This window comes from Flavobacterium sp. HSC-32F16, from assembly GCF_024171645.1.
Taxonomy (GTDB): domain Bacteria; phylum Bacteroidota; class Bacteroidia; order Flavobacteriales; family Flavobacteriaceae; genus Flavobacterium.
The window spans coordinates 186,920-209,358 of record NZ_JALKAC010000003.1 but is presented as its reverse complement, the minus strand read 5'-3'; the positions used below and the strand labels follow the sequence as shown (position 1 = coordinate 209,358).

Annotated in this window: 18 protein-coding genes; 13 read left to right on the top strand and 5 right to left on the bottom strand. The window is 34.3% G+C overall.

Annotation, left to right across the window (positions count from 1 at the left end; genetic code table 11):
• Positions 1-9 precede the first annotated feature (9 nt).
• The 3 genes from L1276_RS12360 (at position 10) to L1276_RS12350 (ending at position 6,449) form a co-directional block, all read left to right on the top strand.
• Positions 10-2,916, top strand: a complete 2,907-nt coding sequence (locus L1276_RS12360; protein WP_253788209.1) for an FAD-binding and (Fe-S)-binding domain-containing protein — start codon at positions 10-12, stop codon at positions 2,914-2,916.
• 353 nt (positions 2,917-3,269) lie between these two features.
• Positions 3,270-5,198, top strand: a complete 1,929-nt coding sequence (locus L1276_RS12355; RefSeq protein WP_253788208.1) for an amino acid permease — start codon at positions 3,270-3,272, stop codon at positions 5,196-5,198.
• A 153-nt stretch (positions 5,199-5,351) separates the two neighbouring features.
• On the top strand, positions 5,352-6,449 hold the full coding sequence (locus L1276_RS12350) for a DUF695 domain-containing protein (RefSeq protein ID WP_253788207.1): 1,098 nt from the start codon (positions 5,352-5,354) through the stop codon (positions 6,447-6,449).
• Between the two features lie 89 nt (positions 6,450-6,538).
• Here the strand turns inward: L1276_RS12350 and L1276_RS12345 are convergent, their stop codons facing one another.
• Positions 6,539-7,783, bottom strand: coding sequence for an aminotransferase class I/II-fold pyridoxal phosphate-dependent enzyme (locus L1276_RS12345; RefSeq protein ID WP_253788206.1), 1,245 nt, complete (start codon positions 7,781-7,783; stop codon positions 6,539-6,541).
• 357 nt (positions 7,784-8,140) lie between these two features.
• Between L1276_RS12345 and L1276_RS12340 the strand changes: the two genes are divergently transcribed.
• From L1276_RS12340 to L1276_RS12320, 5 genes are all read left to right on the top strand, one after another.
• Positions 8,141-8,599 carry an Lrp/AsnC family transcriptional regulator gene (locus tag L1276_RS12340; protein WP_053471104.1) on the top strand — a complete coding sequence of 153 codons (459 nt, stop codon included), beginning with the start codon at positions 8,141-8,143 and terminating at the stop codon, positions 8,597-8,599.
• Positions 8,600-8,936: 337 nt separating this feature from the next.
• Positions 8,937-9,182, top strand: a complete 246-nt coding sequence (locus L1276_RS12335; protein WP_253788205.1) for a hypothetical protein — start codon at positions 8,937-8,939, stop codon at positions 9,180-9,182.
• On the top strand, positions 9,172-9,462 hold the full coding sequence (locus L1276_RS12330) for a type II toxin-antitoxin system RelE/ParE family toxin (RefSeq protein ID WP_253788204.1): 291 nt from the start codon (positions 9,172-9,174) through the stop codon (positions 9,460-9,462). Before L1276_RS12335 ends, L1276_RS12330 begins: the two co-directional genes overlap by 11 nt.
• Positions 9,463-9,761: 299 nt before the next feature.
• Positions 9,762-11,165, top strand: a complete 1,404-nt coding sequence (lpdA, locus tag L1276_RS12325; RefSeq protein ID WP_253788203.1) for a dihydrolipoyl dehydrogenase — start codon at positions 9,762-9,764, stop codon at positions 11,163-11,165.
• A gap of 164 nt (positions 11,166-11,329) precedes the next feature.
• The gene (locus L1276_RS12320; protein ID WP_253788202.1) at positions 11,330-11,872 is read left to right on the top strand and encodes a lipocalin family protein; all 543 of its coding nucleotides are present in this window, start codon (positions 11,330-11,332) and stop codon (positions 11,870-11,872) included.
• A 54-nt stretch (positions 11,873-11,926) separates the two neighbouring features.
• Here the strand turns inward: L1276_RS12320 and L1276_RS12315 are convergent, their stop codons facing one another.
• Together L1276_RS12315 and L1276_RS12310 are read right to left on the bottom strand one after the other, a co-directional pair.
• The gene (locus L1276_RS12315; RefSeq protein WP_253788201.1) at positions 11,927-12,301 is read right to left on the bottom strand and encodes a DoxX family membrane protein; all 375 of its coding nucleotides are present in this window, start codon (positions 12,299-12,301) and stop codon (positions 11,927-11,929) included.
• 242 nt (positions 12,302-12,543) lie between these two features.
• The gene (locus tag L1276_RS12310; protein ID WP_253788200.1) at positions 12,544-13,734 is read right to left on the bottom strand and encodes a VWA domain-containing protein; all 1,191 of its coding nucleotides are present in this window, start codon (positions 13,732-13,734) and stop codon (positions 12,544-12,546) included.
• Between the two features lie 140 nt (positions 13,735-13,874).
• Between L1276_RS12310 and L1276_RS12305 the strand changes: the two genes are divergently transcribed.
• The 4 genes from L1276_RS12305 to L1276_RS12290 all read left to right on the top strand — a co-directional run bounded on the left by L1276_RS12305 (position 13,875) and on the right by L1276_RS12290 (position 18,978).
• A complete protein-coding gene (locus L1276_RS12305; protein WP_253788199.1) occupies positions 13,875-15,161 on the top strand; it encodes an anthranilate synthase component I family protein in 1,287 nt (428 codons plus the stop codon).
• Between the two features lie 194 nt (positions 15,162-15,355).
• A complete protein-coding gene (gene tilS / locus L1276_RS12300; protein ID WP_253788198.1) occupies positions 15,356-16,666 on the top strand; it encodes a tRNA lysidine(34) synthetase TilS in 1,311 nt (436 codons plus the stop codon).
• Positions 16,666-18,750, top strand: coding sequence for a protein-disulfide reductase DsbD (locus tag L1276_RS12295; RefSeq protein WP_253788196.1), 2,085 nt, complete (start codon positions 16,666-16,668; stop codon positions 18,748-18,750). The genes tilS and L1276_RS12295 overlap by 1 nt, the downstream gene beginning before the upstream one ends.
• Before the next feature lie 3 nt (positions 18,751-18,753).
• Positions 18,754-18,978, top strand: coding sequence for a hypothetical protein (locus L1276_RS12290; protein WP_253788194.1), 225 nt, complete (start codon positions 18,754-18,756; stop codon positions 18,976-18,978).
• A 101-nt stretch (positions 18,979-19,079) separates the two neighbouring features.
• Here L1276_RS12290 and L1276_RS12285 read toward each other — a convergent pair whose 3' ends face one another.
• Positions 19,080-20,396, bottom strand: a complete 1,317-nt coding sequence (locus tag L1276_RS12285) for an ammonium transporter (RefSeq protein ID WP_253788193.1) — start codon at positions 20,394-20,396, stop codon at positions 19,080-19,082.
• A 317-nt stretch (positions 20,397-20,713) separates the two neighbouring features.
• Between L1276_RS12285 and L1276_RS12280 the strand changes: the two genes are divergently transcribed.
• Positions 20,714-21,691 carry a Gfo/Idh/MocA family protein gene (locus L1276_RS12280; RefSeq protein ID WP_253788191.1) on the top strand — a complete coding sequence of 326 codons (978 nt, stop codon included), beginning with the start codon at positions 20,714-20,716 and terminating at the stop codon, positions 21,689-21,691.
• 14 nt (positions 21,692-21,705) lie between these two features.
• Here L1276_RS12280 and L1276_RS12275 read toward each other — a convergent pair whose 3' ends face one another.
• A complete protein-coding gene (locus L1276_RS12275) occupies positions 21,706-22,404 on the bottom strand; it encodes a DUF1963 domain-containing protein (protein WP_253788189.1) in 699 nt (232 codons plus the stop codon).
• Between the last annotated feature and the right edge of the window lie 35 nt (positions 22,405-22,439).

The following is a 22,439-nucleotide window of genomic DNA, read 5'->3' as shown; positions in this document are numbered from 1 at the left end:
ACCATTTACATGTTGACCCAATCTCATTTAGAGCAATTAGCCGGCGAACTCGAAGGCACACTTTTATACGATGATCTTCATAAAACACTTTATTCGACAGACGCATCAGTGTATCGGATTCGGCCAAATGCGGTGGCTTTACCTAAATCCACAGCAGATATCAGTAAGTTAATTCGCTTTGCGGCACAGCATAATATTTCGATAACGCCAAGAACTGCCGGAACTTCACTTGCCGGACAAGCCGTTGGAGACGGACTTGTGGTTGATGTTTCGAAACATTTTACCAAAATATTAGGTTACGATGCTGAGAAAAAAACGGTTACCGTTCAGCCCGGCGTTATTCGCGACGAACTGAATTTATTTCTAAAACCGCACGGCGTATTTTTCGCACCCATTACATCAACTTCAAACCGCGCGATGATTGGCGGAATGGTAGGAAATAATTCATCTGGAACAACTTCGATTCGTTATGGTGTTACGCGTGATAAAATTGCCGAGGTAAAAGCGATTTTGAGCGATGGATCTGAAGTAGCTTTTAGCGAATTGACCTCGGCAGAATTTATTGAGAAAACCAAAGGCGATTCTTTAGAAAATAAAATCTATAAAAGCGTTTACGACGAACTTTCTGTAAAAGCAATTCAGGAAGAAATTATAAAAGAGTTTCCGAAACCGGAAATTCACAGACGAAATACAGGTTACGCCGTTGATATTTTGTTACGATCAGAATTATTTGGCGGAACCGAGCCAACAATAAACCTAGGAAAACTGCTTTGCGGAAGCGAAGGAACGCTGGCTTTTACAACCGAAATCACTTTAAAAGTTGATGATTTACCGCCAGCGCACAGTATTATGGTCGTTGGACATTATCATACGATTCAGGAATCTTTAGAGTCTGTTGTCGTGGCAATGAAACATCATTTGTACACTTGTGAAATGATCGACGATACGATTTTGGATTGTACGAAAACGAATCGTGAACACATTAAAAACCGTTTCTTTTTGGTTGGCGAACCCAAAGCGATTATGCTTTTTGAAGTGGCGTCTCATACTTTAGAAGATGCCGAAAATCAGGCGAATGCATTAATTGCTGATTTAGAAAAAAACAATTTTGGTTACGCGCTCGTGAAAATTTACGGTGCTGATATTGATAAAGCCAACGAACTTAGAAAAGCTGGACTCGGACTTTTAGGAAGTATTGTAGGCGACAATAAAGCTGCCGATTCTATTGAAGATACGGCCGTAGAATTAAGTGATTTACCGGCTTATATTGCAGAGTTTTCGGCGATGATGTTACGTCACGGACAGGAAGCGATTTATTACGCGCATGCGGGTGCAGGAGAACTGCATTTGCGTCCGGTTTTGAATTTAAAGAAAACATCTGACTTAAAATTATTTAGAACTATTGCGACCGATGTGGCGCATTTGGTAAAAAAATACAGAGGTTCGTTAAGCGGTGAACACGGTGACGGAATTGTGCGCGGGGAGTTTATTCCGTTTATGATTGGCGAAAAGAATTACGAATTGCTGAAAAGAATCAAATTAGCATTTGACCCGAATTCGGTTTTAAATATCGGGAAGATTGTCAATGCCTTGAAAATGGATGAAAATCATCGTGTGATTTCAGGAAGGGAAGAACCGGATATTAAAACGTTTCAGGATTTCTCAGACAGTTTGGGAATTTTACGTGCTGCCGAAAAATGTAATGGTTCTGGCGATTGCCGAAAAATGCCATCGGCGGGAGGCGCAATGTGTCCGAGTTATCGTGCTACTAGAAATGAGAAAGAAACGACTCGTGCCAGAGCAAACGCTTTACGAGAATATTTGACCTATTCTGAAAAAGAAAACAAATTTGATCAGAAAGAATTATACGAAGTTTTTGAGTTGTGTGTAAGCTGCAAAGCCTGCGCCAGCGAATGTCCGAGTAATGTTGACGTTGCAACTCTAAAAGCCGAATTTTTATACCAATATCAAAAAGCAAACGGATTCTCGACCCGAAGCAAGATTTTTGCCAACAACGCAAAACTGAATAAAATGGGAAGTTTGTTTCCGTCGATTACGAATTTTATTTCGAATCATTCGCTGGTTAAAAAATCAATGGGAATTGCGCCCGAAAGACAAGTGCCGCTTTTAGCAAAAAAGACTTTTAGAAAATGGTATGAAAGTAATAAACCTAAAAATGTAGCTTTTCCAAACGGACAATTGTATTTGTTTGTAGATGAATTTACGAATTATTACGACGTAAATATCGGAATCGATGCTTTTGAATTGTTGACAAAATTAGGTTACGAAGTTTTAATTGTAAATCACGAGGAAAGCGGCAGAACATATTTATCAAAAGGGTTTTTGGAAGAAGCGAAAAAAATAACGGATATCAATATCAATATATTCAAAGATTTGATTTCTGCGAAAGCGCCGTTAATAGGAATTGAACCTTCGGCGATTTTGACTTTTAGAGATGAATATTTACGATTGGCATCGGATAAAGAAAGCGCAGAACGTATTTCGCAAAATGCTTTTACAATCGAAGAATTCTTCAAAAAAGAAATAATTGACGGAAAAATAACGCCGGATTCTTTCTCTGAAGAAACGAAAGAAATTAAAATTCACGGACATTGCCATCAAAAGTCTTTAAGTTCTGTTGAAGCAACTTTTGCGATGCTGAATTTACCTAAAAATAATACGGTTACAATTTACAATTCGGGCTGCTGCGGAATGGCGGGTTCTTTTGGTTATGAAAAAGAACATTATAAAGTGAGCATGCAAATGGGGGAAGACACGCTTTTCCCAAAAGTAAGAAACACCGCCGAAAATGTAAAAATAGCGGCTGCAGGAACGAGTTGCCGCCATCAAATTTACGACGGAACAAAACGAGAAGCACAGCATCCGGTTAGTATTTTGAGGAATTGTCTGCGTTGAGAAATTGCACGCGGATGACACGGATTCACTTCGTGAAAACGCGGATAACAACGGATTTTTTTGTTTTAGTTTTAACCACTCTCGAGAGCCATTGGGATAAAAAGATTGGAAAGATTTTTTCTCTCGCAGATTTGGCAGATTGAGCAGATTTAATTTAAATTTTTTAATCTGTGTTAATCATTTTAATCTGTGGCAAAAAAATAATTCGAGAAATTAGTGCAATTCGTGGCGAAAAAAAAACTTCAGCGAAAACAAAATCGTTTTATATATTTGAAATAAGGATAATTTTTGCATTATTTGCAAAATAAAACAAAAACGACTGAATTAAATTAATTTATAACAGGAAAACATATATGGCATTATCAAGTTTATTCCGAAAGAAAACAGTACAGGATATTCTGAAGCAGGTTGCTCAGAACGAAACAGACGGTCATAATGCCTTAGGAAAACATTTGACTACAAGGGATTTAACTGCATTCGGGATAGCGGCTATTGTTGGAGCGGGAATTTTTAGTACGATTGGAAAAGCCAGTGCAGACGGTGGACCAGCCGTAATCTTTTTGTTCTTATTTACAGCTTTGGCTTGTAGTTTTGCCGCTTTTGCTTATGCCGAATTTGCTTCGATGGTTCCGGTTTCAGGAAGTGCTTATACCTATTCTTATGTTGCTTTTGGGGAATTAATTGCCTGGATTATTGGCTGGGCTTTAATCATGGAATATGCCGTAGGGAACATAACCGTTGCTATATCGTGGAGTGATTATTTTACGGGACTGCTCCAGAGTGGCGGTATTCATTTGCCGCAATGGATTCAAATGGATTATTTAACTGCTTCAAACGGATTTAATGATGCCGAAGCTTTAATGCGCGGCGGAAAATCTTTCAAAAATTTAAGTGCAGCTTTGCAGCAGGCGCACACAGCATGGACAACTGCACCAACAATAGGATCTTTTCATTTTGTTACTGATATACCTGCTTTATTCATTATTATTTTGATTACGGCTTTGGTTTACAGAGGAATGAAAGAATCTCGTAACGCTAGTAATTTAATGGTTGTTGTAAAACTTTGCGTAGTACTTTTAGTAATTGCTGTAGGAGTATTTTATGTAGATACGGCAAACTGGGATCCGTTTGCTCCAAATGGAGTTGGCGGGGTTTTAAAAGGAGTTTCTGCCGTATTCTTTGCTTATATTGGTTTTGATGCTATTTCGACAACTGCTGAAGAATGTAAAAATCCACAGCGCGATTTACCACGAGGAATGATGTGGGCCATTATCATTTGTACTATTTTATATATTGCTATTGCCTTGGTTTTAACCGGAATGGTAAAATATCACGAATTAAATGTTGGAGATCCTCTGGCATTTGTTTTCGATAAATTAGACTTAAAATGGATGTCTGGAATTATTGCAGTAAGTGCAGTAGTAGCAATGGCAAGTGTTTTATTGGTTTTTCAAATGGGACAGCCGCGTATCTGGATGAGTATGAGCCGTGATGGTTTATTGCCAAAGAAATTTTCTACTGTTCATCCAAAATTCAAAACACCATCTTTTGCTACAATCGTAACCGGTTTTGTAGTAGCAATTCCGGCATTATTCTTAAATCTTACGATGGTAACCGATCTATGCAGTATAGGAACTTTATTTGCCTTTGTATTGGTTTGTGCAGGAGTTTTAGTATTACAAAACAAACCTGAAATTCCAAGAGGAAAATTCAAAACGCCTTATGTAAATTCAAAATATATTTTACCGGTTTTAATGATTGCCGGATTGTATTATGCTTTTGCTTTCAACAATAAAGCTACAATGGCGTTTATTAATAATGATACACAAATAAACGATGCAACAACAATTGTAACATCTTTAGATAAAACAGAATCTGAAAAAGTATTCAATTATTTAAAAAGTATCGAAGTAAACAATAAAACTGCCGAAACATCAGACTTAGACCATTTGTTAGGACAATATCAAGACGACGAAGCAAAATATGCCCAAGTTGTAAAAGGTTTGCCAATTGATGATTCTGCAAAATATGAGTCAGGATTTAGCTTATTCAAACACAAAATCCCAATGTGGATTTTCTTATTTGTTTTAGTTGGATTAGCTGTTTGGGCATTCAGAAGAAACTTGTCTTTAATTCCGCTTTTAGGATTAATCTGCTGTCTTTACATGATGGCTGAATTAAGTGTTTGGAACTGGATTTATTTTACAATCTGGCTTCTGATAGGATTGTTGATCTACTTTACTTACAGTAGAAAAAACAGTAAACTCAACATTAAATTATAAGGTAAAAGTTATAAATTATAAATGAAAAGCCGTTCTGAGTACTTCAGAACGGCTTTTTAAATTCTTGTAGTTTTTATAGAAATATTCTTATGTTTTAAAAACACTTTTCCTTAAGTTTGTTTCTATTAAAAAATTAAAATTAATATATAATATATGGGTTTTCTGGATAAAATATTGGGCAAAAAAGAAGCTCCAATACAATCTAATGCTGATTTTTGGAATTGGTTTTTACAAAATGAAAAAGATTTTTTTAAAGTCGTAAAAAGCAGACAAAACATACATCAAGGTTTTCTTGAAAAGCTGGCACCAAAACTGGATGAAGTTCATAACGGAATTTATTTCCTAACAGGAATGTTTGATGATGATACAGTTGAATTGATCCTAACGCCAGATGGAGCGATCAGAAATATTTATGCAATTGAAGAATTGGTAAACGCGGCTCCTCAAATTAAAGGCTGGAAAATTACTGCACTAAAACCTTCATCAGATATTCAAAATATTGGTATTGATTATGAAGGTTTTAAGTTCAATAAAGATAATTTAAAATTTTGTCCAAATACACACGAAGATTATCCTGATGAAATAGATTTAACAGTTGTGTACGATGATTTCGTGGAAGAAAATAAAGGAAGAATAGTGAATGGTGTTTATATCTTTTTGGATAACTATTTGGGAGAATTAAATTCTTTGACTTTAATCGATAATATGAAGGTAGTGGGACCAAATGACACTTCTGAAGAATTAATTCCAATTGAAAAATTAAAAGATTATCTGATTTGGAGAGAAAAAGAATTTGTTGAAAAATACGACGGAACAAGGCATAATACAGAAAATGATAACTATTCAGGTTTCGAGTCAAATACAAAAGATGGAGGGGTTGTCATAGGATTAATGAATACTGATCTTTTAAGCTGGGATCAAAAAGCATCGCATCCCTGGATCTTTATTATCACAATTCCATTTGATGGAAGTGATAATAATAACGGAATGCCAGATAAAGACACTTATCAGTTATTAAACGAAATAGAAGATGAAGTTGTATCGCATCTTAAAGATTCAGATGGTTATTTAAATCTTGGAAGAGAAACAGTAAACAACAAAAGAGAAATCTTTTTTGCCTGCAAAGACTTTAGAAAACCGTCAAAAACAGCAGACCAGTTAATTAAAAAACACAGTCGATCTTTCGATATAAGTTACGAAATATATAAAGACAAATACTGGCAGACATTCAGACATTACGAACCCAGATAAATTATAAAAAGCCGTTCAGATAGTATTCAGAACGGCTTTTTCTATAAAAAAATCGGCATAATCAGCCAAATCTGCGTGAGAAAAAAACTTTAGCGAATCTCTGAGAAAACCTCTTTGCCAATCTTTGCGGAATTTAAAATACCAAGTTCTGTCATGCAAGCCTTCATCATTTCGTAAGTACGATCAATATCATTATCCAAGCCAATCGAAAAACGAATCAAACCATCCGTTAATCCCATTTCCTTTTGTTCTTCCAACGGAATCTCACTTGAAGTCGAAGTTCCGGGCGCGCTGAATAATGTTTTGTAAAAACCTAAACTTACTGCCAGATAACCTAAATTTCTGGCTTGCATCAACTCCATTAATTCATTTGCTTTCTCTAAAGTTCCAACATCAATTGTCAGCATTCCGCCAAAACCATATTCCGGATTAATCATCGTTTTATACAATTCATGACTTGGATGACTTTTTAATCCCGGATAAACCGTTTTTAAACCATCTTTTTCAAATTGATCGGCCAGAAAATGTGCATTATGACTGTGCTGCTTAATTCGGATATGAAGCGTACGAAGATTTTTCATCACACTTGCCGAACGCAAACTATCCATTGTTGGCCCCAAAAGCATGCTCGCACCAGAATTTACATTTTTCAAAGCGTTAATAAATTCTTTCGAGGCACAAGTCACGCCGCCAACTGTGTCGCTGCTTCCGTTAATGTATTTCGTTAAACTGTGAATCACGATATCAGCACCCAATTTTGCAGGAGAAACCGATAAAGGTGAAAACGTATTGTCGACAACCAATTTTAAATTATGCTTTTTAGCAATCTTAGCCAGACCAGTAATATCAGCCACTTCCAAAAGCGGATTACTAACCGTTTCACAATACAAAACTTTCGTATTTGGTGTAATTGCAGCTTCTACAACATCCAGTTTTGTAATGTCAACAAAGCTCGTTTCGATTCCGAATCTTGGAGTAAAGTTTTTCAGGAAAGCATAAGTGCCGCCATAAATAGTTCGGCTAGAAACAATGTGATCGCCCGCACCGCAAAGCTGTAATAGAGTAGGTGTAATCGCTCCCATTCCAGAAGCCGAAACATTTGCCGTTTCTGTTACTTCCATCGCTGCCAAAGCCTGATCCAAATACAAATTACTTGGCGACGAATGGCGCGAATACAAATAACAGCCTTCCATATTTCCTTCAAAAGTGTCAAACATAGTTTTTGCCGAAAGAAAAGTATAAGTCGAAGAATCAGAAATCGACGGATTCACGCCGCCAAATTCACCAAAGTATTGCAAATCCTGAATTTTATCTGCTGGGTTAAAGTCTTTCATATAGTTAGTTTTTGTTTTGTTTCAAGTTTCAAGTTCTTATAGTGGAGATTTTTCAGTTGAATAATTTGGAGCAGTTTCCTGCTATCCGCTGTATCTTTTATGGTGAACCCCACCATAAAAGGATGTCGCTTCTATCAGGGCTAGGACTCTCATTTTCAAAAGAAATTCTGTTCAAAATAAGGTCTAATTAGAAAATTAATCAACTATAAAATGAAAAATTAGATTTTAAAACTATTAATATGTTTTTATTATGATTTTTAATCTAAATTTGATCTAAGAAACACAGTTGAATAGATTTTCTTTCTTCTGTGATAAACTATCAACCATCAACCATCAACCAAAAACCATCAACTAAAAATGACTCTAGACGAAATCGATAAAAAACTCCTGGTTTTACTGCAAACCGATAGTAAAAAAACAAACAAAGAATTGTCTTTAAAACTCAATCTTTCGGTAACTGCGGTTTATGAAAGAATCAAAAAGCTCGAGCGCGAAGGCATAATAAAAAACTACGCAGCGTTAGTAGATAAATCTAAAATTGAAAAAGGTTTTGTAGTTTTTTGCCATCTAAAATTGATTCAGCATACCAAAGAATTTTTAACCAAATTCGAAAGCGAAGTCATAAAACTAAATGAAGTTTTAGAATGCCATCACGTAAGCGGCGACTACGATTATATTTTAAAAGTCTTAGTAAAAGATATGGAAGCTTACAGAGAATTTTTAGTAACGAAACTTACGAGTTTACAACATATTGGAAGCACGCAAAGCATGTTTATGATTAGCGAAGTGAAGAACTCGACAGTGATTTCTTTTTAGGAAGGTTCAAAGTTGCAGAGTGGCAAAGGTTCAAAGGTTTTCATGTAGACACGCACTGCAGTGCGTCTAACGTCCAGTTTGTCATCCTGAGGAACGAAGGATCACATGCGTAACTCTACAAAGATTGGCGATTTTGCATGAGGAGATTCTAGTGTGATCCTTCGTTCCTCAGGATGACAAGCTTGCGTAGACACTTTGCGACTCTGCTCCAGATAGCTATTGGGATTGCGAGATAAAAAACAAATAAACTTTGTGTCTTCGAGCCTTTGTGGCAGAAAATTTTTTTAACATAATTGAATCATTATAAATCTTAAATTTGAGTTTAAATACAAACAAAATGGAAACGAAAGAATTAAGACGCAAGCTTATCAAAGATTTTGGAAAATTCATAGACGACGATTCAAAATTAGAGATTTTAGAAAGCGTTTTTGATGCCATAAATCATGATGAAAAAGAGTCAGTTATTCCAGATTCGCATTACAACTTAGTTGCTGAAGAAAGAGAAAAATATTTGTCTGGAGAAGTAGAGGCAAGCTCTTGGGAAGAAGCAGAGAAACGTTTGAATGCAAAATATGGTTTTTAAAATTAGAATTTTACCATTAGCAGAAAAAGAAATTGATGAATCTATTGCGTTTTACGAAAGCAGAAGTAAAGGTTTAGGGAAGCAATTTCTAACTTATTTAAAATCTTATCTCCAAGTTTTAAAAACAAATCCAGAATTATTCGAAATTAAAAAACAACCAGATTATAGAGAAATGACTTTGGTTAAATTTCCATTTGTTATTATATATGAGATTATTGGAACCGAAATAGTAATTTATTCTGTATTTCACACTTCTAGAAATCCAGAAAGAAAACCTTAGGCAGGAGGAACAAAGGTTCAGAGTGACAAAGGTTCAAAGGTTTTTTTGTATAGACGCAGAGCAGTTTTGCATGTGGAACTTCTAGTGTGATCCTTCGTTTCTCAGGATGACAAGCTTACGTAGACACTTTGCAGCTGTGCTCCCGATTGCAAGATAAAAAAACAAAAAAACTTTGTGTCTTTGAGCCTTTGTGGCAGAAAACCCCAATCCAAAATTTCACACAAAAAACATTGAAAATTAAACTTTAAACAAAACTTTATTCATTAATTTTGTAACCGCTAAAATAAAAACAAAATACTATGAGTTCATTTGACGTAGTCATTATAGGTTCAGGTCCTGGAGGATATGTATCAGCAATTCGTTGCGCACAATTAGGTTTTAAAACTGCAATTGTAGAAAAATATAATTCATTAGGCGGAACTTGCCTTAACGTAGGTTGTATTCCTTCAAAAGCATTATTATCTTCTTCTCATCATTATGCTGAAATTGCTCATTTTGCAGATCACGGAATCGAAGTTTCTGGAGATGTAAAAATCAATTTAGAGAAAATGATCGCGCGCAAGCAAGCCGTTGTAGATCAAACCGTTGGTGGAATTAACTACTTAATGGATAAAAATAAAATTACTGTTTTCAATGGTTTAGGTTCATTCGTAGACGCAACTCACATCGAAGTTGCAAAAGCTGACGGAACATCTGAAACTATCGAAGCAAAATATACTGTAATTGCTACAGGATCAAAACCATCTTCTTTACCATTCATCAAAATTGATAAAGAGAGAATCATCACTTCTACTGAAGCTTTAGCTTTAAAAGAAGTTCCAAAACACTTGGTAATTATTGGTGGAGGAGTTATCGGAATCGAGCTTGGACAAGTTTACCTTCGTTTAGGTGCTCAGGTTTCTGTAGTTGAATTCATGGACAGAATCATTCCTGGAATGGACGGTTCTCTTTCTAAAGAATTGACTAAAGTATTGAAAAAACAAGGAATGAAATTCTACGTTTCTCACAAAGTAAAATCAGTTGAAAGAAACGGCGATGCTGTTACAGTTCAGGCTGAAAATGCAAAAGGAGAAACAATTACTCTTGAAGGAGATTATTCATTAGTTTCTGTTGGTCGTCGTCCTTACACAGACGGATTGAATGCTGACAAAGCCGGAGTAAAAATTTCAGACAGAGGACAAGTTGAAGTAAACGACCATTTACAAACTAATGTTCCAAATATTTACGCAATTGGTGACGTTGTTCGCGGTGCGATGTTAGCTCACAAAGCAGAGGAAGAAGGAACAATGGTTGCTGAAATCTTAGCGGGTCAAAAACCACATATTGATTACAACTTAATTCCTGGTGTAGTGTACACTTGGCCGGAAGTTGCTGCAGTTGGACAAACAGAAGAGCAATTAAAAGCGGCAGGAGTTGCTTACAAATCTGGAAGTTTCCCTTTCAAAGCGTTAGGACGTGCAAGAGCAAGTGCTGACTTAGACGGTTTTGTAAAAATTCTTGCTGACGAAAAAACAGATGAGGTTTTAGGAGTTCACATGATTGGAGCACGTACAGCCGATTTAATTGCTGAGGCGGTTACTGCAATGGAATTTAAAGCTTCTGCTGAAGATATTTCAAGAATGAGCCATGCGCATCCAACTTTCGCGGAAGCGGTAAAAGAAGCAGCATTGGCAGCAACAGAAAATAGAGCGATACACGTATAATATTTACGTAAAATTATATTTTAAGACCCGTCTCGTTTTTTAACGAGACGGGTTTTTATTTGGACGCAAATTTAAATACGTGAAAAATATAAAATCAAAGAAAAATTTTGTAAATTAGATGTGTAATTATGATGTTATCTTTATGATAATAAAAAGATTACATCATGAAAAATAAATATATAGCTCCGGTTTTATTAGGAGCAGGAATTGCATTGGTACTTTATTCTTGCGGTTCAACGATTCCCAAAAATGCAGCTGCAGTCACTAATTTTGACAAAGCAAAGTATCTTGGTAAATGGTATGAAATTGCCAGATTAGACTATAAATGGGAAAAAAATCTAGATAATGTTACTGCCGAATATTCTTTGAATGAAAACGGCACCATAAAAGTTGATAATAAGGGCTATAATGTCAAAAAAGACAAATGGGAGGAGAGCATCGGGAAAGCCAAGCTTGTCAAAAAGGACAATGTTGGTATGCTTAAGGTCTCATTTTTTGGTCCTTTTTATTCCGGATACAATGTTATTGCCGTAGATCCAGATTATAAGTACGCACTTGTGGCAGGTGAAAGCCTGAAGTATATGTGGATACTCTCGAGAGAAACTACAATGCCGGAAAGCATTAAAGCAGATTTTCTGATCAAAGCTCAGGATATTGGCTACAATATATCAGATTTGGTTTGGGTAAAACACGACAAATCAAACTAAATAAAAAACCCGGCATTCTAAATGTCGGGTTTGTTTGTTTTATACGATATATAATTAAGGCGTAAAGACAGTTTTATAATTATCCCAATATCTATAAATCAAGAATAAATTAGCCAGAAAAAGTAATATGGCAATTGGAAGGCCTTCCGGCGCTAAAAAATAATTGATAAATAAGATATTGATAGTAATTGGTAAAATCAGAATATTTGCCAGAGTCACAAAACGACCCGTTACAAATGAAAGACCACAAAGCAATTCAACTGTTTTTGCAAGGGGAAGCAAATAAGTTGAAGCAACTAAACCCATATTAAAAGCCTTAAAATTACCTGTTGTTTCTGGTTCCGGCGCAAGTTTAAAAAAGAACGAAATAGAAGCAAACAGCAGTAAAAGGCCGATCAAAACGCGGACAATAATAGTAGCAATTTTCATAATACTTAGAATTTGATAGGTTAAAATGATATAATTAGTGTGCTGAAAATGCAAATCAATACTTCTTCAAATAAAATGCAAATCTATTTTCAGTGTCATTTTATTGAGAATTTAATAATCAATAATATTCTATTTTGGGATTAGTGTAAATGCTATATCAAATATAATGATTTTTTTCTTACTAAAATATTGGTTTTTAACAGTTTTATTTAATTTTTGCTAATGTGTCTTTAGTCCTGTTTTTACTCTAAACTTTCATTTATTAGTCTTTCCATCAGTTTATTTAAATACTCTACCTGATAATCTCCTACAGATGCCGCAATATGATCATTACCAATACCGCTGTCATTAGTAATGAATACATAAGTGCCATTAGTAGCAATTGCCATATAGCGCATTAAAAATTCAGTTTCTTTGTCAATGCCGCTAGCGGTAATAGGAATAATTTTGATTCCTTTTTTACTTGCCGTTTCAACTAATGTATGAATTTGAGATACAATTTGTTCATCATAATGAGGCGGTGCGTCTAGTACTAGAAAAAGTATTCTTGAAGTTGCATTTCCTGACCATTGTAAAGAATTAATTGATTTATCCAGGGCAGTTTCAACAGCTTCTGGAAAATCGCCTCCTCCAGCAGCAGACTGCTCTTTTATAAAACTGACAGTAGTGTTGATATTAGATGAAAAATCAGAAACTTTAGTTACATATTCCTCGTTTTGATCTCTATAAAACACAGCACCTGTGTTTATTTTTGCATTTTGGTTTTGCTCTTTTACTTTTGAGATAACATCTGATAGTTCTTCTTTTAAATAATCTATCTCATCTCCCATTGAGCCCGTAGCATCAACCATAAACGCAACATCAATTATGGTTTCATGATTTCTTTTGCTATAATTTTTAAGAGATAAATTATTGTTTTTTAATTTGTTATAATTTTGAATGTTTTCAAATGTCTCATTCCCAATCTTTACTTTTAAATTTTTTGATTCTGAATTTTTTGAGTTTTTCAGAAGAGGCCATAATTCAGCATTTCCTTTGTTATTGGTTCTTGAAATCCAAACGATTTCATTTTTTGAATTAAGTAACGATACAGGAATGTCAATTACGTTTTCTGAACCAGATTTTATATTTACAGAGATTCTGTCCCTTAAGTTGTAATTCCAATAAGTACTCATTTCTGAAAATTCAGAATTTTCATTTAATGATTCCCAGAACGCCCAATTATTTAAATCATTCCATTCTCCTGCGGTAATTTGACCTGCCTGAATTTGCAGCTGCTGTTGCGGTCCTTCAGTTTCAGAACCGCTTGCATCTGTAGCAGCTGAAGCTTCTGTTTTTATTTCTGCCGATGAAGTGCTGTCAGCTTTTTTACAAGAGAAAAGCAAAAAGATTACTAAGAAGTTTATAAAGCTTAATTTTAGAAGTGTTTTCATAAAAGTTTTAAATTGTTAAGTTTTTGATTGTTAAATGCACGTGTATTAATACAAGTTCGAAGTATTAAAAAGCGTGCCAAGAATTTTTAAACATTAGATTTTTTTTGTTGTAATTTTGTAATTTAAAAATCTATTCATTTTTGAGAGTTTCTATTACCAAACCTATTTCCAATCCGGAGCAGTTTAAACAACAGCTTTTAAACTGGGCACAGCAATTTCGAGAAGTCATTTTTTTAGACAGTAATTCCTATCCGCAGGAATATTCAAGTTTTGATTTTTTGCTCGCTGTTGATGCTTTTACGTCTTTAAAAACCGATTTTCAGAATGCTTTTGAAGATCTAAAACAATATCAGCAAACTACTAAAGACTGGTTGTTTGGTTACTTATCTTATGATTTAAAAAATGATGTTGAAGATTTAAAATCAAATAATTTTGACGGATTGGATTTTCCGGATTTATTCTTCTTCCAGCCAAAAAAAATATTTGCCTTAAAAGGGAATCAGCTTGAAATTCAGTATTTATTGCTTTGTGATGATGAAATGGAAGATGATTTTATTGAAATAGTCAAAAGTCACAAGTTGAAAGTCGAAAGTGCAGAATCTATAAAGATTGAACAACGTATTTCTAGAGATTTATATATACAAAAAGTAAATAAAATGCTGGAACATATTCATATAGGAGATATGTACGAAGCCAACTTCTGTATGGAATTTTTTGCTGAAAATGCCGAGATTAATCCGCTGGAAAAATTTAAGAAGCTGAATGAGATTTCACAAGCTCCGTTTTCTATTTTCTTTAAAAATCACAAGCAATATTTGTTATCGGCTTCTCCGGAACGTTATTTAAAAAAAATAGAAGATAAAATTATTTCGCAGCCCATAAAAGGAACATCCAAACGTTTTTTAGATCCAGAGGAAGATCAAAAATCAAAAGAATATTTAGAATCTGATACAAAAGAGCGTGCTGAGAATATCATGATTACAGATTTAGTTCGGAATGATTTATCACATACCGCACAAAAAGGTTCAGTTGAAGTTACAGAACTTTGCAAAATCTATTCTTTTCTGCAGGTTCATCAAATGATTTCGACCATTACATCAAAATTAGATGCTCAATATTCGCTCATCGATGTTTTAAAAACAACTTTTCCAATGGGAAGTATGACGGGTGCGCCAAAGATTTCGGTTATGAAAATCATCGAAAATCTGGAAGAAACCAAAAGAGGTTTATACAGTGGCGCCGTAGGATATTTTACGCCCGAAGGTGATTTTGATTTCAATGTCGTAATTCGCAGTATATTATACAATCAGGATAAAAAATACGTCTCGTTTTCTGTTGGGAGCGCTATAACATCACTTTCAATCCCAGAAAAAGAATACGAAGAATGTTTATTGAAAGCTAAGGCAATGCACGAGGTTTTACAGTAAAAAGGTTTGCCGCGAATTACACTAATTTCCATTAATTTTTTTCTTCAATTTGAGGTGAAAAATATAGCCACAGCTCAAAGTATTAAAATGATTTTAAAAATAATTCGTAAAAGTGTAATTCATGGCAAACAAAAAAAACATTGCTTAACATTTCATTTAAAAATAGATAAAATTTAATTTGTTACTTTTATCAGATGCTTTCAAAATTCGAAAACCATATTACGTCCAGATTTCCATTTTTAGCCCAGAAAAAGCTTTTTCTTGCTGTTAGCGGGGGCTTAGATAGTATGGTTTTACTGCATTTGCTAAAACAATTACCATATGAAATTGCTGTTTTACATTGCAATTTCCAGCTTCGCGGTTTAGAAAGTTTTGGAGATCAGAATTTTATTCAGGAGTATTGCGATAAAAATAATATTCCCGTTTTTATAACACAATTTGATACCGAAGCTTTCGCAAAAGACTATAAATTATCAACCCAGGTTGCGGCAAGGGAACTTCGTTACAGTTGGTTTTACGAACTTTTAGAAGAAAAAAACTTCGATTACATTTTAACGGCGCATCATGCAGATGATAACTTAGAAACCTTTATCATTAATTTAACCCGCGGAACCGGATTAGACGGTTTAACAGGAATTCCAGAAGAAAACGATAAAATTATTCGGCCGCTTTTGCCATTTTCAAGAGAAGAAATTTTGAAATATGCCGAAGATAATAAAATCGAATGGCGCGAAGACAGCAGTAATGCCTCTAACAAATATCTGCGAAATAAAATTCGCCACAATTTAGTTCCGATTTTAAAAGAAATCAATCCGAATTTTTTGACTGCTTTTCAAAAAACGCAATCCTATCTTCAGGAATCAAAAGAAATGGTTGAAGACGCGTCAATTATGATTTATCAGCAGGTGGCGAAAGAAGCCGGAGATGATATTCATTTCGATTTAAATCAGCTTAAAAAACTTCCCAACTATAAATCCTATTTGTATCAATGGCTGAATGAGTTTGGTTTTTCGGCATGGAAAGATATTTATGAATTGGTTGAAGGTCAATCAGGAAAACAAATTTTTTCGGAAGAATTCAGATTGTTAAAGAATCGGGAAATTTTGATTTTGAGCCCAGTTTCAGAAACATCAGAAAAAGAAGAATTTCAAATTCATGAAAACGATACAGAAGTTAATTTTCCCTTAAAAATGACACTTTGTAACGTAGGTCACATAACTATAGATTCAAATAGAGCTATATTTGTGGACGCCGAAAAAATCCGGTTTCCTTTGATTTTACGTAAATGGAATGAAGGGGATGTTTTTCAGCCTTTTGGAATGAATGGGAAATCTAAAAAAGTGAGCAAACTTTTTAAAGATGAAAAACTATCATTGATCGAAAAAGAAAAAACATGGATTTTATCATCTGATAATCAAATAGTCTGGGTTGTTGGGATAAGGCAGGACGAACGTTTTAGAATTAAAAATACCACAAATAAAATACTTAAAATAGAATTGCAATAATGAATATTAATCGAAACCATCAAGTGATACTCACAAGAAGTATCTGGAATAAAATAACCGCCTTTTTACTTTTATTCTTTTTTACTCTGGCAGGAAATTCCCAAATTTTAGAGCCGGTAAAATGGACTTCTAAAATTGAAAAAAAAGGGAAAAACGCAGTCTTAATTTTCGATGGGACGATTGAAAAAGACTGGCACATGTATTCGCAATTTACACCCGAAGGCGGACCACTTGCGCTGGAAATTTTATTTAAAAATCAAAAAGGGAATTACGAATTGGTTGGAAAAGCCAAAGAAGGAAAAACAAAAACAGCCTACAACGATGTCTTTGGTGTAGATGAAACCTTTTTTGAAGGAAAAGCGCATATCGAACAGGAAATAAAAATTATAAACCCGAATCTAAAAACGGTTGATGTTGATTTTGATTTTCAGGTTTGTAAAGAAGTTTGTATCAATTCAAGCAAGAAATTTTCGATTTCTGTTCCTTCAACTTTCAAAATAGATGAAGTTCCGGTTATAACAGAAGCGAAATTAGACGAAACAAAAACGGCTGGTTTAGCAGTTGATACTCTTAAAAAAGAAACAGCAGGAACTAAAGATCAATCCGTAAAAGCTGAAAATGAAGTTAAAGAAGATGTTCCGGCTCCTGCACCTGCAAGAAGTTTGTGGTCGATCTTTTTTATTGCATTTTTATCTGGATTTGCAGCTTTGTTGACTCCTTGCGTTTTCCCAATGATTCCTATGACGGTTAGTTTCTTTACGAAACAAAGTAAAAGCCGTGCAAAAGGAATTAGAAATGCTGTTATTTACGGGCTTTCCATCATTGCAATTTATGTGATTTTAGGTCTTATTGTTACTAAAGTATTTGGTGCCGATGCCTTAAATGCATTGTCTACAGATGTTTGGTTTAACTTGATTTTCTTTGTAATCTTAATCATTTTTGCTACTTCATTTTTGGGTGCTTTTGAAATTATGCTTCCAAATTCATGGGCAAATAAAGCTGATCAGCAGGCTGATAAAGGCGGATTAATAGGAATATTATTTATGGCTTTGGCTTTGGCAATTGTATCATTTTCCTGTACAGGACCAATTGTTGGAACTTTATTGGTTGAAGCGGCTTCAAACGGAGGAATTGCTCCGGTAGTTGGAATGCTTGGTTTTTCATTAGCATTAGCACTTCCGTTTATGTTATTTGCCATGTTCCCGGGCTGGTTAAATTCATTGCCAAAATCTGGCGGATGGTTAAATACCGTAAAAGTGGTTTTAGGGTTTTTAGAATTAGCTTTGGCATTTAAATTTTTATCTAATGCTGATTTAGTTCTTCAATTACATTTCTTAGAAAGAGAGGTTTTTATCGCAATCTGGATTGCTATTTTTGGTGCTTTGACTTTATATTTATTCGGAAAAATTACATTGCCGCATGATAGTCCAACTCATCATATTTCGGTTGGCAGATTGTATTTAGGATTGCTTACTTTAGTGTTTACAATGTATTTAATTCCTGGACTTTGGGGAGCGCCGTTGAAATTAATCAGCGCATTTCCGCCGCCGCCGCAATACAGCGAAAGTCCGTTTGGAGTAGGTGGCTCTGGTAATGGTGCTGTTTCTTCAGAATCCATAAAAGGACTTCCGGAAGGCGCTGAATTAGGCCCGCATGGAATTATGGTTTTTCACGATTACGAAGACGGATTAGCTTACGCTAAAGAAATCAAGAAACCTATTATGCTTGATTTTACAGGTTACGCCTGCGTAAACTGTAGAAAAATGGAAAACAATGTTTGGTCTGAACCAGCGATTTTACCAATTCTAAAGAATGATGTGGTTTTGATTTCTCTTTATGTTGATGATAAACGTGATCTTCCTAAAGAAGAACAATTTGTTACAGAATCAGGAGATAAAATCATTACAGTTGGTGATAAATGGACAGATTTCATGATTTCCAAATATAAAACCAATACACAGCCTTTATATGTTATTACAGACTTAGAAGGAAATAATCTACATACTTCTAAACCAACAATTAGTTATGTAAGTGCTGATGAATATTTAAAATGGCTAAAAGAAGGAATTTCGAATTTTAAATAAAAAATGAAATTTTCTGTTTTTTTAGATTTAATAATAAGTGGGGCATTTGTTTTAGCTGCGTTTTTATGGTATTTAGCTAGCAGCGATAATGCGAAGACTCGTAGGGAAAAAGGAGATGATGAATCGATTACAAAGGCTGAAATTTTTAAATCCTGGATAATAATTATCTTATTATGCATATTAGGTCTTGGGTATTTTTTCTCATTCATTGGTTCCCTTTCACTTTAATCAAAATAATAAATAAGGTTTGATTTTAATTCAAAGCAAAAAACACTCTAAGTTAAACTTAGAGTGCTTTTTTATTTAAGGGAAAAAGGGAAAATTAATTTTTATAAGAACTCTCCGTGTTGAGAAATGTCAAGTCCTAACTCTTCTTTTTCTTCTGTAACTCGTAGAGGAGTAATTTTATTTACGATAAAGAATAAAGCATAAGAAGCTGCAAAAGCAAAGATGGATACAATAACTAAAGCAGTTAACTGATTGATGAATAAAGTTGGAGTTCCAAAAATTAAACCTTGGTTATCTCCAACAGCAGGGTTAATAGCTTTTGAAGCGAAAACTCCAGTTAATAACATCCCTACCATACCACCAACACCATGACAAGCAAATACATCCAGAGCATCATCAATTTTTCCTTTAGGAAATTTGCTTACTACCAAGTTACTTACAATTGCAGAGAATAAACCAATGAAGATAGCGTGAGGAATACTTACGAAACCGGCAGCAGGAGTTATTGCAACTAAACCTACAACAGCTCCGATACAAGCGCCAAGTGCAGATAATTTATGACCCAAAATTTTGTCAAGGAAAACCCAGGCCATTGCAGCCGCAGCCGCAGCAACAGTAGTTGTTCCCAAAGCTTGTACAGCTAAACCATTTGCTCCTAATGCAGATCCTGCATTGAAACCAAACCATCCGAACCAAAGTAAACCTGTTCCAAGTAATACATAAGTAATTCTCGCAGGGTTAACTTTTTGAATTTTTCTTTTTCCTAAGAAAATTGCTCCGGCCAATGCAGCCCATCCAGCGCTCATGTGTACTACAGTTCCACCAGCGAAGTCAAGAACTCCCATTTTAAAGAAAACTCCATCAGGATGCCAAGTCATGTGGGCTAATGGAGCATATATCAATAATATAAATAAAACCATGAATAACAAATAAGCCCAGAAACGCACACGTTCTGCAAAAGCACCTGTAATTAAAGCAGGAGTAATGATGGCAAATTTGGCCTGAAATAACGCGAATAACATAAATGGAATCGTCGGTGCAAGGCTCCAAGCAGTGTTGGTTCCCACTCCTTCAAAGAATAAATTAGTAGATGGATTTCCAATGATTCCTCCAATTGTAGGACCAAAAGCTAATCCGAAAGCAACAACAACCCATAAAATTGTAACAATTACCATTGCCATAAAACTTTGAAGCATAGTACTGATAACGTTTTTCTTACCTACCATTCCTCCGTAGAAAAATCCTAATCCTGGAGTCATTAACAATACAAAAGCAGTTGCAACGATCATCCAGGCTGTATCTCCGGTATCAAACTTTACAGCTTCTGCCGGAATTGGGTTATCGGCGATGATGAAATTTGATATAAAGGTTAGTACCAAAATAGTGATAAGAATCACACTTAAAATAATTTTTCGCATAGTTATTTAGTTTTAAAATTTTTGATAAAAGTATAAAATGATTTAATACCCCCTAAAAAAATAGAGTCTAATCCTTTATTTTTGTTAATTTTAAAATTTAACCCCCTTAAATTTGAGTCTATTTGTTAAAACAGACTTAAAATTTACATTTTAGCAGCATTTTTTTTCTCTTATTTTGCAAATTGTATAATTTTCCTATTTTTTTAATACACTTTTTTGAGTTAAACTTGTTGTTTGTTATTTAAAAACATCTAATTATCTTTAATTGGTAAAGTATATTTAGTGTTTTTAACATTTTTTATAATTAAAATATAAGAATGAAGAATCAAAAAATAAAATGGGGAATTATTGGTTTAGGGAACATCGCCAATCAATTTGCAACAGATCTATTATTAGTTGAAGATGCCGTATTAACCGCCGCAGCTTCTCGGGATATTGCTAAAGCAGAAGAATTTGCACAGCAATATAATGCTGCAAAAGCCTATAATTCTTATGAGTCCCTTTTTGCAGATGCAGAAGTAGATATCGTATATATTGCAACACCGCACGATTCGCATGCAGAACTTTCTATAAAGGCTTTAGAAAATGGAAAACATGTTTTATGCGAAAAACCAATTGCTCTTTCGCATAAAGATGCCGAACGTATGTTTGAAGCTTCTCGAAAACATAATACGTTTTTTATGGAAGCTTTCTGGACACGATTTATTCCGTCGGTTCAGGATGTGTTAGAGAAAATTAATAATGGAATAATTGGAAACGTAAATTATATAAAAGCCGATTTTGCCTTTCACGGAAGTGAAACTGAAAATAAAAGACTTTTTGATAAAGAATTAGGAGGTGGAGCACTTTTTGACATTGGTGTTTATCCATTATTTTTATCCTATGTTCTATTAGGAAATCCCAAAGAGATTATTGCAAAAGCCATTAAACATAAAAACGATATAGATTTGCAGACTTCTATGATTTTACAATATGAGTCGGCACAATCGGTTTTGCATGCATCTATTGTTTCAGAATCGGATATGAAAGCGGTTATTGGAGGTACAAAAGGACGAATAGAATTAAATGCACCTTGGTTTGTCGCTGATGGATATTCTTTATTTATAAATGAAGAAAAGGAGGCTGTGATCAGTTTGCCGACTTTAGGAAAAGGATATTCTCATGAAATTATAGAATGTCAAAATTGTATTCGAAATAACCAGATTGAAAGCAAACTTTGGTCTCATCAAAATAGCTTGGATTTAAGTAAGATTGTGGAAGAAATTAAAACACAAATCGGATTAAGTTTTGTTTAATCCGATTTTATAATTTAATAAAAATCAATATAATAAACCCATTCTCCAGTTTTTCTATTTTTTGCGAAATAGAAATTACCACTATCAATTATGTTAAGATTTGCCTTTTCATCAGAAGCGATTTGAAAAACAAACTCATAATCTTCACCAAAATATATTCCAGATTGGCAATAACTTGCATAGCCTCCAATTTTGTGTCCATCAATATTTTCGAAAAAATCGTAATAAGAATCAATTTCTCCTGAATCTTCGAGTTCATTAATTTTATCAAATACGTCATCTGGTATTTCTGAATCTTCCCAAACGGGATAATCTTCTTCTACAAATTTATTTGATAAAGGAAATGGTTTTATAAATGAAGAATCATTTTTTAAATTCTTAAACACGATATTATCTGAGTTTTTATATTCACGTAAAACCCAATTATTTTTATTTGGAGTTAAATCTATTGGGAAATCTTGAGATATAAAAACTGTAATAATTTTGGTATCCTTTAAAATTTCTGGAGTAAAAGGTAATTGATTAAAGCATAATTGAAACAAAGGAAACATTAAATTTCCATTACTATCCGAAGGAATTTCTTCATTTTCATCATATAGATAAACCCTTCCAATCCAACTTTCTGTCATTGAATTTGTTGGTTTAAATCCCCCAGTAATAAATTCAGTTGCCTTTTTTGAAAGCTTATCTTTTATTTTTTCGACTTCTTTCATAACTATAAATCTAAATTTTAAAAAGTAATAAAATA